At 43.8% G+C, this 17,019-nt stretch carries 12 protein-coding genes; 8 read left to right on the top strand and 4 right to left on the bottom strand.

The annotated features are described in order from the left end of the window. From IH598_06025 to IH598_06000, 6 genes are all read left to right on the top strand, one after another. On the top strand, positions 1-164 hold a 164-nt coding region (locus IH598_06025; GenBank protein MBE0638055.1), incomplete at its 5' end, for a phosphate ABC transporter ATP-binding protein. A 208-nt stretch (positions 165-372) separates the two neighbouring features. After that, the gene (locus tag IH598_06020; GenBank protein MBE0638054.1) at positions 373-6,426 is read left to right on the top strand and encodes a hypothetical protein; all 6,054 of its coding nucleotides are present in this window, start codon (positions 373-375) and stop codon (positions 6,424-6,426) included. Between the two features lie 89 nt (positions 6,427-6,515). Beyond that, positions 6,516-7,106, top strand: a complete 591-nt coding sequence (locus IH598_06015; protein ID MBE0638053.1) for a TIGR00730 family Rossman fold protein — start codon at positions 6,516-6,518, stop codon at positions 7,104-7,106. A 5-nt stretch (positions 7,107-7,111) separates the two neighbouring features. Further along, the gene (locus IH598_06010) at positions 7,112-7,672 is read left to right on the top strand and encodes an AAA family ATPase (protein ID MBE0638052.1); all 561 of its coding nucleotides are present in this window, start codon (positions 7,112-7,114) and stop codon (positions 7,670-7,672) included. Positions 7,673-7,694: 22 nt separating this feature from the next. Continuing rightward, positions 7,695-8,198: a cytidine/deoxycytidylate deaminase family protein gene (locus tag IH598_06005; GenBank protein MBE0638051.1), complete on the top strand. Its 504-nt coding sequence runs from the start codon at positions 7,695-7,697 to the stop codon at positions 8,196-8,198. Positions 8,199-8,400: 202 nt separating this feature from the next. Further along, entirely contained in the window at positions 8,401-9,468 is a 1,068-nt protein-coding gene (locus tag IH598_06000; GenBank protein ID MBE0638050.1) for a ketoacyl-ACP synthase III, read from the top strand. A 212-nt stretch (positions 9,469-9,680) separates the two neighbouring features. On the opposite strand, the gene typA is transcribed toward IH598_06000, so the two are convergent. Then, a complete protein-coding gene (gene typA / locus IH598_05995; protein ID MBE0638049.1) occupies positions 9,681-11,489 on the bottom strand; it encodes a translational GTPase TypA in 1,809 nt (602 codons plus the stop codon). Between the two features lie 369 nt (positions 11,490-11,858). On the opposite strand from typA, the gene IH598_05990 reads away from it, so the two are divergent. Together IH598_05990 and IH598_05985 are read left to right on the top strand one after the other, a co-directional pair. Further along, positions 11,859-12,335 carry a hypothetical protein gene (locus IH598_05990; protein MBE0638048.1) on the top strand — a complete coding sequence of 159 codons (477 nt, stop codon included), beginning with the start codon at positions 11,859-11,861 and terminating at the stop codon, positions 12,333-12,335. Positions 12,336-12,356: 21 nt separating this feature from the next. Continuing rightward, positions 12,357-12,683, top strand: a complete 327-nt coding sequence (locus tag IH598_05985; GenBank protein MBE0638047.1) for a hypothetical protein — start codon at positions 12,357-12,359, stop codon at positions 12,681-12,683. A gap of 252 nt (positions 12,684-12,935) precedes the next feature. Here IH598_05985 and IH598_05980 read toward each other — a convergent pair whose 3' ends face one another. The 3 genes from IH598_05980 to IH598_05970 form a co-directional block, all read right to left on the bottom strand. Then, the gene (locus tag IH598_05980; protein ID MBE0638046.1) at positions 12,936-13,517 is read right to left on the bottom strand and encodes a hypothetical protein; all 582 of its coding nucleotides are present in this window, start codon (positions 13,515-13,517) and stop codon (positions 12,936-12,938) included. A gap of 181 nt (positions 13,518-13,698) precedes the next feature. After that, positions 13,699-15,987 carry a CotH kinase family protein gene (locus IH598_05975; protein MBE0638045.1) on the bottom strand — a complete coding sequence of 763 codons (2,289 nt, stop codon included), beginning with the start codon at positions 15,985-15,987 and terminating at the stop codon, positions 13,699-13,701. A gap of 198 nt (positions 15,988-16,185) precedes the next feature. After that, entirely contained in the window at positions 16,186-16,962 is a 777-nt protein-coding gene (locus IH598_05970; GenBank protein ID MBE0638044.1) for a helix-turn-helix transcriptional regulator, read from the bottom strand. Positions 16,963-17,019 lie beyond the last annotated feature (57 nt).

The following is a 17,019-nucleotide window of genomic DNA, read 5'->3' as shown; positions in this document are numbered from 1 at the left end:
CGATTGTTCTTGTTACCCACATCCTCCGCCAGGCAAGGCGCATCGCCGATCACGTCATCTTCATGTATCTTGGTGAGATCATCGAACAAGGCCCGGCAAAACAAATTTTTGAAGACCCGAAAATGGAAAAAACAAAATCGTATTTAAAAGGAATGTTTTACTAACAGAAGCTAAAGAAAATAGTGCATTTTTCTCCCAATTTGTATGCTAGCATTGGGTTATGATCCAATCGTCGTTCAAAAATTCCTTCGATTCCCATTTCCATTTCGTTCAATTGTTGCACCTTTGTTGGCGAATGAAACAAAATAGGTTGATTGTTCCTTTTGCACAATTGTTGTTTAATAATCCGGAAATTTAAAAAAATCATCACTTATGAAGTTATTGAAACCGGCGTTGCTCGCAGCAGCTATTATCGCTCTGATCATTTTTATCACCGCAAACAAACCCCCCATGGAAAACGATTTTGCTGAGAACTGGAAAAAGGTTGATTCACTCGCCAATATTGGCCAACCCCGCTCAGCCCTTGAAATTGTCGACGATGTTTATCGGATGGCAAAGGACGGGCAAAATACTCCGCAGATAATTAAGGCCAATTTGTATCGCATTAAACTGATGGCAGATTTTGAAGAAGATCATTTGTACAAAGTGATCGAAAACACAAAAAAAGAGATCGAAACGGCCACTTTCCCCGGACAGGAGATTTTACATTCGATACTGGGCGACCTGTACATGCGCTATTTCCAGGTCAACCGTTACCAGATTATGGATAGAGGAAGAATACAAGGTGTTCCCGGTGAAGATTTCCGAACCTGGGATGCGCACACTTTGCTCTCAACAGCCGCTGCACACTACAAGGCTTCCATCAAGCCTGCCGAGCAACTTCAGGAAATTGATCTGAACGCTTTCTCAGCCATTCTGGAGGAGAAAAAAGATTCCAAATTATTCAGACCTACCCTTTTTGATTTCCTGGCTTACCGGGCCATCGATTTTTTTGCTTCGGGAGAGTCAGGAATAACGGTTGCTGCCGACCAGTTTAAACCCGACAACCCTGACTATTTCGCTAGTGCCGGGCGGTTTATCAACCTAACGAGACCCGAAAACAGGGAAAGCACTTTCACCGCACAGATCATCATTATTTACCAGCAATTGTTGAAATTTCACCTTGGCGATAAAAACCCGCAGGCATTGATTGACGCAGACCTGAAACGCCTTGAGTTTATCAGGGCTAATGCCGTTATTGACAATGCTGACGGACTTTATTTCAATGCACTGACCAGCCTTAAACAGAAATATAATACTTCAGAACATTCAGCAGATGTGTCGTTTGAACTGGCCAAATATCACGAAATGCAGGCTGGAAAATATAACCCGCAAACTGGTGATGATTTTCGATGGGAACGTAAAAAAGCGGTCGAGATTTGCGAGGAAGCCATCAAAAAATTTCCGACATCGGCGGGCGCTGAAAATTGCCGGATTCTAGTTGATGAACTTGTCAAGCCCGGCCTATCTCTTCAGACTGAATTTGCCAATTTACCCGGAAAGCCCTCTGTTGGCTTACTGAATTGGAGAAATTACAGTAAAATCTATTTCCGGTTGATCAGGATGGATTATCGTGAATACCAGAAAATTGCCTGGAGGGTGCCTGCCGCCGACCTGGCTACAAGGTTATTGAAAATCCAGCCCGAACAAACCTGGCAGCTTGTTGTCCCCAACGAATTGGACTTCCAGAACCATTCCACCGAATTCAAAATCCCAGCACTCAGCAACGGTTTCTACATCCTGATGGCATCTGGCAGCGAGAGTTTTAACGGCAAAGACGCCGAAGTGGCCTGGGCTGATTTCTGGGAGACAAAACTGACATTCATCGCTCAGCGCATGGAAAATGGCGGACATGAGTTTTATGTGCTCGACCGCGGGAAAGGAACCCCGCTGCGCGATGTAACCGTAAGAGCTTTTACCCGCGATTACGATTTCAAAACCAGGGAATACATCGACAATCTCATGAAAACCTACACCACTGATCGCAATGGTTATTTCAGGATTGAGCCTGTCAATACTCAAGGAAATGCCACGGTTACGTTGGAATTTATTCAAAAAGACGATGTATTTTTCCCTGCATCTAATTTCTATGTCGGGCCACAAAGAGGAATTGAGGCCAGACCTGAACTGAGGACTTTCTTTTTTACCGACAGGGCTATTTATCGCCCGGGACAGACAGTTTATTTCAAAGCCATTGTTTTGGAAAGAACCGGAGATAAGCAGGAGATTAAAGCAGGACACCCCACCCGGATTGAGTTTTTTGATGTCAACTATCAAATGATTTCAGCCCTGGATCTCAAAACAAACGAATATGGCGCCGTGAATGGTTCGTTTACAATTCCGACCGGAATGCTCAACGGCCAGATGACCATCAGGAACAGCTCCGGAAGCGCCGTTTTCAGTGTAGAAGATTATAAAAGACCCACTTTTGAAGTGACTTTCGAACCGGTAACCGGTAGTTTCAAGCTCAACACCGAAGTCACAGTTGACGGAACAGTGAAAGGATATGCAGGAAATGTGATCGACGGCGCGAATGTTAAATACCGGGTCGTTCGCCGGAGTACTTTCCCTTACAGATGGATGTATTATCGCGGCTTTTTCCCGGATTCACCAGAGATGGAATTGCTCTCTGGTGAAACCATTACCGACGGGAATGGAAAATTCAACATAAGTTTCAATGCCATTCCTGATCAGTCGTTAAGCCGGGATCATAAGCCGGTTTTCCAATACACGGTGTATGCATCAGTAACCGATGTCAGTGGCGAAACTCAGGCTGGCGAACATAGTGTATCCGTTGGCTATGACGCGCTTTTCCTCAACGTGGATATCCCTGAAAAACTCGATCGTTCTGTTAAACAAAAATTTAATCTTGAATCCGTTAACTTAAACGGAGTAAAACAGGAAACAACAGTAAAAGCAGAAATTTCATTACTCAAAGACCCGGGTAAACTCTATATTGACCGGCTCTGGGGAAAGCCTGATTTCTTTTTAATGGATCAAGAAACTTTTAGTTTGGATTTTCCTGATCGGATATATAGCGATGAAACAAACCCTGAAAAGTGGGAAAAAGTTGAAATCGTATTTTCTAAAACACTGAATACCAAAACCGATTCGCTGCTGAATCCCGAAAATCTTTCAACCTGGAAGGCAGGAAAGTATTCAATAAAACTTACAGCGACTGATGTATTTGGGAATCCGGTGGAAACCCTGAAATTTTTTACTGTCTTCAGCCCTGCCGACAAACAGCCGCCACTCATCGAATACTCCTGGTTCACCCCTTTGAAATCATCCGGCGAGCCGGGCGAAGAAGCCGCTTTCCTTATCGGTACAGCCGCCCGCAGTATAAAGGCACTTTATGAAGTGCAGCATCGGGGGAAAACGATTAGCCGTGAATGGCTTACGCTCGACAGAGAACAAAAACATATAAAAGTTCCGATTAAAGAAGAGTACAGAGGGAATTTCTCTGTACAGATCACTTATGTAATCGCCGGAAGAGAATTCAAAAATTCGATGATTATTACCGTTCCTTACACCAACAAGCAACTCGACCTTGCCTTTGAAACGTTCCGCAGCCAGTTGGAGCCAGGTAGTCGCGAAGAATGGAAAGTCACTATCAGGAACAAAAAGGGTGAGCAGGTGGTGGCACAGATGCTTGCTTCGATGTACGATGCATCGCTCGATGCTTTTGTCCCTCATGGCTGGAGTTTCGATATTTATCATCAGTATGGCCAGATCACGCCATGGCAGTCATTTGGGTGCATTTCGGTATCAAGAGGAAACCGGTGGGATTTTGCCCTACGGCAGTACAAGTCATATAACATCAATGAATACGACCGGCTGAACTGGTTTGGGTTTAATGAAATGGGTTTTGATATGTTTTATTCACTTGGAGAAGGAGGCCCAAAATCGAGAATGGCAGTAGCAAATGAGATGGATGTTTCGATGGATTCGGGGGTAGAATTGAAAATGGAAGAGATGGAAAGTAGCTCAGGTGTTGTAACCCCTCCCCCTGCAGAACCTCCAAAGGCTAAAACTGTTTTTGATGAAATGCAGGTCAGAAGGGACTTCAACGAAACTGCTTTCTTTTACCCGGAATTACAAACCAACGAGCAGGGCGAAGTAGTGATCAGCTTCACACTGCCAGAATCTTTTACCCGATGGCGGTTCATGGGATTGGGTTATACCAGGGATTTGATGACCGGAATGCTCGAACAGGAATTTACGGCCAGTAAAAAGCTGATGGTGATGCCAAATGCACCACGCTTTTTCAGGATGGGTGACACGCTTCAGTTCTCGTCAAGAATTACCAATCTTTCGGATGAAGCACTGAATGGAACAACGACAATTGAATTTTTTGATGCCGTTTCCATGCAACCCATTAACGAACAACTTCAAATAGTTAATGATAACCATAATTTTACTATCGAAGCCAACCGGAGTACCTCAGTCAAATGGCGGATCATTATCCCTGAAGATTATGGGGTGATCACTTACCGTATAAAAGCCACCGCAGGAAATTATACCGATGGTGAGGAAAAGTCGATCCCGGTGCTGCCAAACAGAATGCTGGTTACTGAGTCGTTGCCAATGCCAATCAATGGCATTGGGACGAAGACTTTCCGGTTTGAAAAACTTGTCGATTCTGATAAAAGTACATCGCTGAAGCATCAGAACCTGACTATTGAGTTTACTTCGAATCCCGCATGGTACGCCATTCAGGCATTGCCTGTGATTGCTGAACCCATCCACAAAAACACGCTGTCGGTATTTGCCGCTTTTTACGCCAACAGTATTGCCTTTTTCATGGCCAATGCCAATCCAAAGATCAAACGGGTGTTCGATAGCTGGAAGAACCAGACCCCCGAAACCTTTCTTTCGAACCTGGAAAAGAACCAGGACCTCAAAGCTTTACTACTGGAACAAACACCCTGGATCTTGCAGGCCCGCAGCGAAGCTGAACGTAAACAGCGGGTTGCCTTGCTTTTCGACCTGAACAATATGAACAACCGGTTGGATGCAACCATCAGGATGTTATCGCAAATGCAATCTCCCAACGGAGGGTTCCCCTGGTTTGAAGGGATGCCCGACAGCCGCTATATCACTCAAAATGTGGTGGAAGGACTTGGAAAGTTGCACCAGATGCGTATTATTGATGCTCTGGGTGATGAACGGGTCAACAGGATGATGAGCAAGGCGGTGCGTTATCTGGATGACCGCATCAGGGAAGATTATGAGGAAATCCTCAAATACAATAAGGATAAAATGGATGAAGACCACCTCTCGGCAACACATATTCAGTTCCTGTATGCCCGCAGCTTTTTTTCATTTATCATGATGAATCCAAACAGCGAGACGGCATTTAATTATTTCAAAACCCAGGCGGGTAAATACTGGCAAAAGCAAAACATATACCTGCAAGGGATGTTGGCCATTGCACTTACCCGTTATGAAAATCGGGATGTTCCGCCACTCATCATTAAATCGCTGAGGGAGCGGTCACTCAAAAATGAAGAAATGGGTATGTACTGGAAACTTGACCGGGGTTACTTCTGGTATCAATCGCCGGTTGAAACGCAAGCCATGATGATTGAGGCTTTTGACGAAGTTGCAGGCGATAAAAATGCTGTTGACCAGATGAAAATTTGGTTGCTAAAACAGAAGCAAACACAAGATTGGAAAACCAGCCGGGCAACAGTAGAGGCAGTTTATGCCCTTATCAGGCGTGGTTCCGACCTGCTTGCAAGCGATAAGTTGGTGGAAATTGAGATGGCAGGTAAAAAACTGGATACTAAAGATGTTGGCCAGATTGAGGCAGGGACCGGTTATTTCCAGACTTCGTGGAGTAAAGGCGAAATTACTCCGCAAATGGGAAATATCAGCGTGACCAAAACCGACGAAGGGATAGCCTGGGGAGCCGTTTACTGGCAGTATTTTGAAAACCTGGATAAAATCACTGCGCATGAAACTCCACTTTCGCTCAAAAAAGAGCTGTTTGTCGAGCGGAACAAACCTGAAGGAACTATACTGGAGCCATTAAATGATGGGGATAAACTCAGGATCGGCGAGAAAGTTGTCGTCCGGATTGAACTGCGGATTGACCGTGACATGGAATTCGTTCACATGCAGGACATGCGGGCTTCGGCATTCGAGCCGGTCAATGTTCTGTCCGGCTACAAATACAAAGGCGGGCTCGGTTACTACCAAAGCACCCGTGATGCCGCCACCAACTTCTTCTTCGATTACCTGCGGAAAGGTGTTTATGTATTTGAATATCCTTTGGTGGCTTCACAAACAGGTAATTTCTCCAACGGCATATCTACCATCCAATGTATGTACGCACCCGAGTTTTCATCGCATTCACAAGGGATCAGGGTAGTGGTTGAGTAAAAACTCAAGTTTAGAAATTAAACATCGATATTTAGCCATTGGGTGAATATTATCACCAAAACCCTTAGTTTTGCTGCAAATTTCTGATCATGAAATCTGTTTGCGTTTTTTGTGGATCGAGTGTCGGGCGACAGCCTGAATATAGCGCAAGGGCGAGAAATCTCGGGAAACTCATTGCCGGTAAACACCTGAAACTGGTTTACGGTGGCGGGAACATCGGGCTGATGCGGGAGGTTGCCGACAGTGTGCTTGAAAGCGGGGGAGAGGTAATTGGCGTTATGCCCCGGCACATAGTAGACAAAGAGATTGCTCATCAGAATATTACCCACTTGTATGTGGTCAATAGCATGCACGAGCGCAAAGCAATGATGGCCGATCTATCCGACGCTTTCATTGCCCTCCCCGGCGGATTTGGAACGATCGACGAGTTGTTCGAGATCATGACCTGGAACCAGTTGGAAATCATCAGTAAGCCAACAGGCTTACTTAATATTGAAGGCTATTTCGACCATCTGATAAAATTTATCGGGCATGCGGTTGACGAAAAGTTTGTAAGAGCCGAACATCAGCGGAATCTGATTATCGACGATGACGAAAACAACCTCCTTCAGCGGCTCGAACAATACCATCCCATGAAAGCCGAAAAGTGGATCGATCGACTCAAACTTGATCTAATCTGAAAATCATGCTGATCATCGGAATAACAGGAACGCTCGGCGCAGGCAAAGGAACCATTGTGGATTTCCTGGTGAAACAAAAAGAATTTGTCCACTTTTCAGTCAGAGACTACCTCATCCGGGAAATCCTAAAACGAGGGTTAACCGTTGACAGAAACAGTATGACCGATGTGGCGAACGACCTCAGGGCAAAAAATTCATCCTCATATATCGTTGACGAACTTCACAGGGAAGCGTTAAAAACAGGTAAAAACAGCGTGATCGAGAGCTTGCGTACACCCGGGGAGATAGATAGCCTTAAAGCCAAAGGCAACTTCTTCCTTTTTGCCGTTGATGCCCCACCGCAAGTGAGATTTGATCGGATAAAAAAACGTGCATCCGAAACCGATCACATCGATTTTGCTACTTTTATCCAAAACGAAAAGCGTGAGATGACAACAAACGATCCCAACAAGCAGAACCTGAAGCATTGCATCCAAATGGCAGATTTTGTTTTTGAAAATACAGGATCAGTAGCGGAGCTTGAAATGAAAGTGGAGGAGGTCATCCGCTCAATCAATGCCGAATAAACCTACTAAACAACATATCACTATGGAACCTTCTGCAACCCCTGAAAAATACCGCCGCCCGACCTGGGATGAATACTTCATGGAACTGGCTAACACTGCTGCAAAGCGCGCTACCTGCGATCGTGGTCGCAGTGGGTGTGTTATTGTAAGAAACAAGCAAGTGCTGGTAACCGGTTATGTCGGCTCACCGCTTGGACTGCCCCATTGCGATGACGTTGGCCATCTTCTGAAAAAAGTGACCCACGAAGATGGACGCATCACCCAGCATTGCGTAAGAACCGTCCATGCCGAGCAAAATGCCATCTGCCAGGCAGCCAAATTAGGTATTTCACTTGACAACGGTACTTTATATTGCCGCATGACACCGTGTCGCACTTGTGCCATGCTCATTATCAACTGTGGGATCAAGCGGGTGGTCTGCGAACGCAAATACCACGCCGGCAGCGAATCCGAAGAGATGTTCACCCAGGCCGGCGTAACCATAGATTTCATTCACCATGAAGTGGAAAAATATGATAATCAATAAATTATAAAACTAAATAGAGAATAAGGTAACTCCTTTTGTTTTTTTGATGAAATTTATGAACTGGCTTTTAAATTTGCTGTTAATGAGTAAACATGAATTCTAAAAAATCAACTATTTAAAAAATAACCAATAACCCCTTTAAGTTATCTATTATTTAATAATCACGTTTTAATTCGGAAATTTAGATTTTATTATGCAACATTTGAACACAATTATAACAGGTACAGGTAGTTACATCCCAACTGTGGTCGTAACCAACCAGCACTTTTCAACCAACAAATTTTATGATATTACTGGTATTCCCTTCGACATTCCGCATGAAGAGATTGCAGAGAAGTTCATTGCCATTACAGGAATACTAGAGCGCCGCTATGCCAGTGAAGATCTGCTTTCGTCCGATATCGGCGCAATTGCTGCTGAGCGCGCCATTGAGGACGCTGGTATCAACAAAGAAGAAATTGACCAGATCATCGTGGCACAAAACTTCGGCGATGTGAGCAAAGGGGCAATACAAACCGACTCTGTGCCAAGCATCGCCTCACGCATCAAACACAGACTAAACATTGAAAATCCCGGCTGCGTGGCTTATGATTTGGTTTTTGGTTGCCCGGGATGGATTCAGGGAATGATTCACGCCCACTCATTCATCAGGTCCGGACTGGCAAAGAAGTGCCTGGTCATTGGCACTGAAACCCTTTCAAGGGTGATCGACCAGCATGATCGTGATTCCATGCTTTATTCTGATGGAGCCGGCGCCTGCATCGTTGAAGGAATTGAATCCGACCGGCCGCAGGGTTTTTTATCTTCGAGTATGGCTTCATTTGCCAATGAGGAAGCGTATTTTCTTTACTTTGGTAAAAGTAATATTGACGATTCCGACCCCAACGTAAAATATATTAAAATGTATGGCCGCAAGGTTTATGAATTTGCATTAAAACACGTGCCGGATGCGATGAAGGAAAGTTTAGACAAAGCCGGTGTGGATATTCACGACCTGAAAAAAGTACTCATTCACCAGGCCAACGAAAAACTGGACTCCGAGGTTATTAAAAGATTTTACAAACTTTATGGCATCAGGCAGGTTCCGGATTATATCATGCCCATGATCATTCAGAAGTTGGGCAACAGTTCCGTGGCTACAGTGCCAACGCTGCTCGATCTGATCAGGAAAAAACAAATCGATGGACATGAATTCAATAAAGGAGATGTGATCATGTTTGCCTCTGTAGGAGCCGGTATGAACATCAACGCTATTACTTACAGGTATTGATTTTTCATTATTGAAATTTCATGAAATCCATTGTTCAGATGACATGGGTTGGAGCTGAATGATTTTTATTGATGAATTCTGATGCCTGATACGTGTCATCAAGAAAGCACCCTAAATTTGATTTTCAACAAAAGGAGTTTTCTTGCTGGGGCTAAATCGTGTCAGCAAAAGTTGATCAGGTTCCGGTTTCACACTAAAGCCACCGTCACTTTTTATACCTGTGATTTACTTTTTCTTTTGCGCTCGTTTTCGTCAAGGATAATCTTACGGATACGGATAGATTTTGGTGTAACCTCCACATATTCATCGTTTCGGATATATTCCATGGCCTCCTCGAGCGAAAATCTGACCGGTGGGAAGATAGCCGCTTTTTCGTCAGTTCCCGATGCCCTGATGTTGGTCAGTTTTTTTGTTTTGATCACATTCACCATGAGGTCGTCACCACGGGAGTTTTCTCCGATCACCTGACCGGCATACACCTCTTCTCTTGGAAAAATGAAAAATGTGCCGCGGTCCTGTAATTTATCGATACTGTAAGCGATAGCAGTACCTGTTTCCATGGCGATCAATGCGCCGTTGTTGCGGTTTGGAATGTCGCCTTTCCAGGGTTCGTAAGCTTTGAACCGGTGAGAAACAACGGCTTCTCCTTCGGTGGCGGTAAGTATCGGGTTCGTTAGTCCGATAATACCACGCGCCGGAATATCGAACTCCAGCACAACCCGATCGGTTTTTGTTTCGATCTGAACGATTTCACCGCGGCGACGGGTTGCGATTTCAATCACTTTGCCTGCAAACGCTTCCGGGACCTGGACAGTGAGGGTTTCAACCGGTTCATGTTTCACCCCGTTCATTTCTTTAATAAGCACCTGCGGTTGTCCGATCTGAAACTCATAACCTTCACGGCGCATGGTCTCCACAAGGATGCTCAGGTGTAAAATACCTCTGCCAAACACCATGAGTCGATCGGGAGAATCAGTTTCTTCAACACGCAGGGCAAGATTCTTCTCTGTTTCCTTAAAAAGCCGGTCACGGATATGCCTTGAAGTGACATAAATCCCCTCTTTTCCATAGAAGGGCGAGTTGTTGATGGTGAACAACATGCTCATGGTTGGCTCGTCAACAGCAATAGGAGTAAGCGCTTCCGGTGCATCAATATCGGCAATGGTATCACCGATGTCGAAATTCTCAAGACCAAGCACAGCGCAAATTTCCCCTGCTTCCAGTTCAAACTTCACCTTCTCCTTGCCCAATCCTTCAAACCGATAAAGTTCTTTGATCACCGATTTTTGGATGGTTCCATTGGCCTTCATCAGCGAAACCTGTATCCCCATTTTTATTTTTCCCCTCGTGATTCGCCCAACTGCAATCCTGCCAAGATAGGAGGAATAATCCAGCGAACTGATCTGTAATTGGAGGTTTCCCGGCTGGTCTTGCGGTGCAGGGATGTGTTCGATAATCATGTCAAGCAGGTAGCTGACATCTGTGGATGGTTCCTTCCAGTCGGGCGCCATCCAGCCATTTTTTGAAGAGCCAAAAACAGTGGGAAAATTGATCTGGTCTTCGGTGGCGCCCAGGTTGAACATCAGGTCGAAAACCGCTTCCTGTACCTCGTCGGGTGCACAGTTGGGCTTGTCCACCTTGTTGATTACCACAATGGGTTTCAATCCAAGGTTCAACGCTTTTTGCAACACAAACCGGGTTTGTGGCATCGGGCCTTCAAAGGCGTCCACAACCAGCAGCACGCCGTCGGCCATGTTGAGCACCCGTTCCACCTCTCCGCCAAAATCGGTGTGACCAGGGGTATCAATGATATTTATCTTTGTGTCCTTATAGCGTACAGCTACGTTTTTGGCTAAAATGGTAATTCCGCGTTCGCGCTCAAGGTCATTTGAATCCAGAATGAGTTCCCCCATTTCCTGGTTGTCGCGAAACAGTTTTACCTGGTGTAAAATGCGGTCGACTAAAGTGGTTTTTCCGTGGTCAACGTGAGCGATGATGGCGATGTTTCTGATGTTTAGCATGGTGTTTATCTAAAAAAACCCGTGATTTTTTGGGCTGGCAAAAGTACGTTAAAAGCTGATACCACTGTATTAGTTTAAATTCCGATTTTATGCACTGCTGATATGAAGATGATTCAAAAAGCATTAAATGGGTATTCATTTGCTTCGGGCCACATTCCCGGTTCGTGATTTACACTCTTTGCGCGGAAGAAACCACAGGAACGGCAAAAGTTATGAAAGTCGAACACGGATTACACTGATAATAGGGATTTACACTGATCCAAATAGCTTAAATGGCGGAATACTTCAAAACATTATTTGTAATTATTCCTTATGAATAGAAAAAGTTGTATGTTTACCGCCAATTTCTTAACCTAATCTAAATTCTTTATGAAACACATTACAATTGAAAAAACCAGGCCAATGCTATTCATCATGGCGTTGATTAGCCTGATGGCAATCTACTCCTGCCGCGTAACGCTCGTTCCTCCTTACGATGCAGTGATCATGGAACAAATTGACGAAACCTCAAAAGCGGTTGACAAGTTTTATCTTGTGATGCTCGAAACCACCAGTAACACAAGTGGGGGAAGAGCGTACGAGTTGTTCGCTGAAGATTATGTAAATATTGAGGTTGAATTGAATTATCTGTTGAACAAAAACAAGATCAGACCGCTGAATGAAAATAGTACCAGGATTTGCGAGATCACCCTTCAATTGTGGCAAAAATATAAGATGGAGCATAAAGAAGACAACAGCCTGCCAGACGGAATGATAGAGCTTAACCGACAAACCTTTTCTGACCTTTTCTACGCCATGCAGGTGGCCGAAAAAGCCAAAGAAATCGTGACAAATCCACCAAATTAATCACTTAAAAACCTAATTATCATGAAATTCAACATCGAAGAAACCCTGAAAGAGATGCTCGCCGTAATGAGCGGAACAGCCAAAGAGCATTGGAAAGATATGGAAGCTGTTTCCACCAACTTTTTTAACCGTAAAAAGGAACGGCTCGAAATGCTGGCCAAAATGAGGATTTCAGGCGAAATTACCCAGGCCAGGTTCGAATCGCGGCTGGAGGATGAAAAGTTGATCCTTGAGGCAGAATTGAATGCAATCGCTGTGTTGTCGAAAGCCATCACCCAAAAAGCGATAAACGGGGCGATAGATGTGTTAAACAAAGCAGTTGAAAAAGTCATTTCAGGTATTTTGTAAAGTACGCTGTCAACCCACAAAATATATGCTCATTTGCACATATATACTCTTTTGGTTTTCTCATCAGTTGGGATGTAAATTCCCTCTTCATAATTAATAGGTTTACACCAGTTGAATGAAACAGGGCCAGGATTAATCGTCCGGGACTTGCGGGCTGATTACTGTTAGAAATGCAGGAAGGAAGAACCAGCAACACCCATGCTAATTGAAAACGCCATTCATTTTGTGCTTTGCGTTCATCTGACCGGGTAATTAACCGGTGATTCTTTTTAAAAGTGATGATTCAACAAAAGCTTCCTCAACGTTTGAGTATTTCATGATAAATTCTTGTAATTCATCTGTTGACGCTGTCAATACCAAATAGTCGGGTGTTTTTTCGTGGGCAATTATCATGGGGTTTTCTTTCAACAGCTCTTCCAGCCAATCCCTGTTTAGGAATTTGATTTCAATACCTTCCTCAAGAAAATCAATCTTTGCAAAAGCATGCACAGGCAATAAAGTTGACAGGAGCAGGGTTGAAAATTCAATCTGTTCATTCTCCCCTGGATAGATGTCGAGGTAAAAATTTCCACCCAATTTCACCAGCGTGACGTCAAAATCGGAATAGGTTTGGTTTTCATTGATCAAATTGTTGTCTTCATAAAACTTTAGCAAGTAGCCATCTTCACCACTTTGCTCAAATACCCATTTTGCATCGTCCTGTTGCCACGAGCCAAGCAGTTCGGGTTTAAAGACGATATCTTCCTCATGATAGAGTGGGTGAATGGAGGGAATACACCCTGCAAGAAAAACGAGAAAAATGCAGAAAGCGATCAATGCAACATTTGTTTTCATTTTGAATTGCTTTAGAGGTTGTCTGAAAAAACGTTTATTCCATCAAAAATGGTGTATTTCGATCAAGACATTTATTATTTCGACGAAACGGTTGACAAAATTTGATGATCTGCCGGTACAGTAAAAATCGACAATAAAATGATATGCCATTCATCGAATCTTATTATTCTTTTTGCAGATTTCACGGTGTTTGATATCTTATGGCTTTAACCATAATATCATCATTTATGCGACCATTGGCGGCCAACCTGACAATCCATAAACCAGGAGGAAGAGTCGTGGTTTCGATTTGGTACTTGTGAGTACCGGAAGGCAGGCTGAGGTTATTAATGATCATTTTTGACTGCCCGAAGAGATTCATCATTACCAAACTTATTTGGGCATTCTGATCAATATCAAATGTAATACTCAGGCTATTGCCGAAAGGGTTTGGAAAGACTTCCATTGAAAGATGACTGCTAATATCCGGCTCATCACCATTGGTCAGAATATCAACATTCTCTACACCAAAAGTTGGGATCATTAAAATGAATTCTCCGGTTCCGTTCGGGAATCTTCCCGTCGAGATATCGGTTTGCTGCTGGCCAAAAGTGAGCACATCCACCGCTTCGAGTTCTGGATTTGACAAGAGTATGCTTTCTCCTGATTTTGAAAGTTTAAAATCAGCATGAAGCCCGACTTGTTCTAAATCCTCGTCGGCCCAAACGATGAGGAATCCTCCGGGTGAGATGGTTGTATCCGGAAATGCCCATTTGTCTGGTTGATCCAATTTGTCGCTTAGAAAATAGCCCTCAAGGTTAAGGGTTTCTGTGCCGTTGTTAAATAGCTCAATCCAGTCATCATAATCTCCATCCTGGTCAGTTACAATTGAAACATTATCGGCCATAAACTCATTAATCACCAAGCCACTTAAAACAGGGATTTTATAGAATTCATATTCTGCGCGTTCTGGAGAAAAAGAGGCTGCCACGCTGTTTTCGGCGAAAATAAAATAGATAATTTCAGTATATCCAGCAATTACCGAAACTCCGAAAATACCGTCGCCTGCAAGCCCGTCATTGTGGTTGCCATCATCAAACATTGGCGCCCTTTGAAAAACCGGGCTATTTTCAGATCGGTAAGCCAGTTCCACAAGGGTAGCACTTTCTACCTGTGCCTTTATCCAAATTTCATCGCCGGCATTGATAAGTTCGGGTGAATATTCAATATTTGTGATCTCAGGAGCGATGGCCTGAAACCATTGATGGTTGTTCAGGAATTGAATACGTGTTTCCATAACCTGGGTAATCCCCGGAACAGGCATCTGGTTGGGCGGCGGACCTCCTCCCACAGTATTGTGAATGTTGTTCAGAAATTGTTCGTAGGTGTATAATTTGTTTGGATCGTTTTGAACCGCCTGATCAATGATGGCCTGAATTTCCAATGCCCGTTGGAGATACCAGCCGCTTGCAAACAGCTCTTCAAGAATCGTCTTCATGTGGGCAATGTAACTTCTTTTGTACCGCTGATTATTCAGGATTTTGTTGATGATTGGGTAATTGATGTTGTTGATATTGAAAAAAGGGTCAAGCGTCTGCAGCTGGTAAAGATTAAGGGGCTGGCCACCGGCAACACTGGCAAATACGCCAAAGGTTTCGTTCAAATCCCAGGGAATGATATTGAATCTGCCGGCCAAATCTTCAAAAAGATAATAGTTCTGGGGCATGTTAACAGGCGCGTCAAGATTAACCAACAAAATATCGTAAGCCAGCATCCACAGCAAACGATCCACGTTCAGCAAATTTTCCACATGCTCGTTATGGTTATTCAGCGTGTCAATGAAATTCACCAGCTTTAACCAGCCATAATCCGATTCGAGTTGATACTGAGTAGCATAAATTGCCGAATCAGCACCAAGGTATTTCCATACACCCTGGTTAGGCCCAGACATCTCGCCTTTTATCCGTGCTTTGTCGCTCACACCAAGGTGCGTATGCATGAAGAAGTTATCCACATCCTGGTTGCTGGTATAAAGCCCTAAATGTAAACCGTTGATGTACACATTGGCATAATTGGAAAGGCTGGCAGGCAGGTACTTTCGGACAATTTCATAGCCCAGTGTTTCGCGCACCAGACTGGGATCTTTGAATCCGTTGGACAGTTTCAGGGTGCCATAACCATCAAGTTTTTGGTCATCAATGATGTAATCCAGTTTGATGTTGAGGGGATTTTTAACCCTGTTAGGACTGTAAGAGCTGTTGCCTTTGTAACGCACCCCCACACTGTCGTAACTTACGCCATTGATGATTGCCAATCCCACCAATCGTTCTTCAAGACCATTGGCAACAAGCTGGTGCAAAATCTGGTTCCAGTTTTCTTCTTCAAACTCGATTTCGATGGTATTGATCACATTGATGTTATAAAATTCCTGGCTGAAACCATTGGTTGCAATAAACCAAAAAAAGAGGACAATCAATTGTAATTTCTTCATTTTCACCGATAATTAATGATTTCAAAATTAATAAATTTTCCTAAAACAACCACCCGGTGAATCAGTTCCTTGATTGTTTCATTTTTTCAGAAACATTCTGGTGTGAATTGCCGCTGAATCACACACATTAAAAAACAACAACAACAAAATGGCAAATTTCATCAATTATGCGGGAAATCAGTCCTGCCATTTATTAGCTTAAATCAATCCTATTTTCAGACTGTAATTGATGGCCTCGGCAGTGTTGGCTACATCAAGCTTTTCGATGATTCGCTGACGGTGGGTATTTACGGTGTTTACGCTGATGAAAAGTTTGTCGGCAATCTGCTTGCTGATAAATCCCTTCGAGAGCAATGCGAGTACCTCTTTTTCCCTGTTGGTGAGCAGTTCGTCGTTTGCAATGAAATTTTTCGGAGGGAAATGATACAACTCGCCGGTTTTAAAGTTCAATAGCCGCGATTGTGCCGGTGATTCCAAATCCTGTTCAGGCGAAAAATCCAAAACACTCAGCGCTAGCCAAAAATTTCCCCGTTTATCAAACTCCAGCAGGCTTTGCTGCTCGAGGACACGGATTAAAGCGCCATCAGCCTTTTTCATTCTGAATGAAGTAATGAGCTTATACTCCCTGATTTTTTCTGCCGGTAAGTTTAACCCCATTTCCATGAAGTAAACACCTGCTTCGGTGAGCAAGATAAAATCCTCGGGATGGATCATTTGGTTGAAGTAATCAGTTCCGGTTTCGTGGGCAGTGGAAACACTGTAACCCAAAAAAGTTTCAAACTTCGGCGAAATATAAATATGCTTGCGTTTAAAGAGATCAAATACGGTGATGATGCTGTTGTCAATCTTGTCGAGCATGTCAAAAAACGGCGCCTGCTGCTCCATGATAGAATAATCCAGTTCCGACTCATCAAAATGCTGAGCCTTAAATATTTGATCGTACTTTTTTAGAGCTTTGGCTAAACGTTCATTCATAAAATACTGATTTTTCAGTATTGCAGCATCCTGGCCGCAATCGCAATTTTGCAGCTT

The organism is Bacteroidales bacterium (assembly GCA_014860585.1).
Lineage (GTDB): Bacteria > Bacteroidota > Bacteroidia > Bacteroidales > 4484-276 > RZYY01.
Note: the sequence above shows the minus strand (reverse complement) of the source record. Positions and strands in the feature narration are given on the sequence as shown.

Coding starts and splice junctions, on each gene's coding strand:
- IH598_05980 (MBE0638046.1), bottom strand. CDS start 13,517: ATGAAAACAAATGTTGCATTGATCGCTTTCTGCATTTTTCTCGTTTTT.
- IH598_05985 (MBE0638047.1), top strand. CDS start 12,357: ATGAAATTCAACATCGAAGAAACCCTGAAAGAGATGCTCGCCGTAATG.
- IH598_05975 (MBE0638045.1), bottom strand. CDS start 15,987: ATGAAGAAATTACAATTGATTGTCCTCTTTTTTTGGTTTATTGCAACC.
- IH598_05990 (MBE0638048.1), top strand. CDS start 11,859: ATGAAACACATTACAATTGAAAAAACCAGGCCAATGCTATTCATCATG.
- IH598_06015 (MBE0638053.1), top strand. CDS start 6,516: ATGAAATCTGTTTGCGTTTTTTGTGGATCGAGTGTCGGGCGACAGCCT.
- typA (MBE0638049.1), bottom strand. CDS start 11,489: ATGCTAAACATCAGAAACATCGCCATCATCGCTCACGTTGACCACGGA.
- IH598_06005 (MBE0638051.1), top strand. CDS start 7,695: ATGGAACCTTCTGCAACCCCTGAAAAATACCGCCGCCCGACCTGGGAT.
- IH598_06010 (MBE0638052.1), top strand. CDS start 7,112: ATGCTGATCATCGGAATAACAGGAACGCTCGGCGCAGGCAAAGGAACC.
- IH598_06020 (MBE0638054.1), top strand. CDS start 373: ATGAAGTTATTGAAACCGGCGTTGCTCGCAGCAGCTATTATCGCTCTG.
- IH598_05970 (MBE0638044.1), bottom strand. CDS start 16,962: ATGAATGAACGTTTAGCCAAAGCTCTAAAAAAGTACGATCAAATATTT.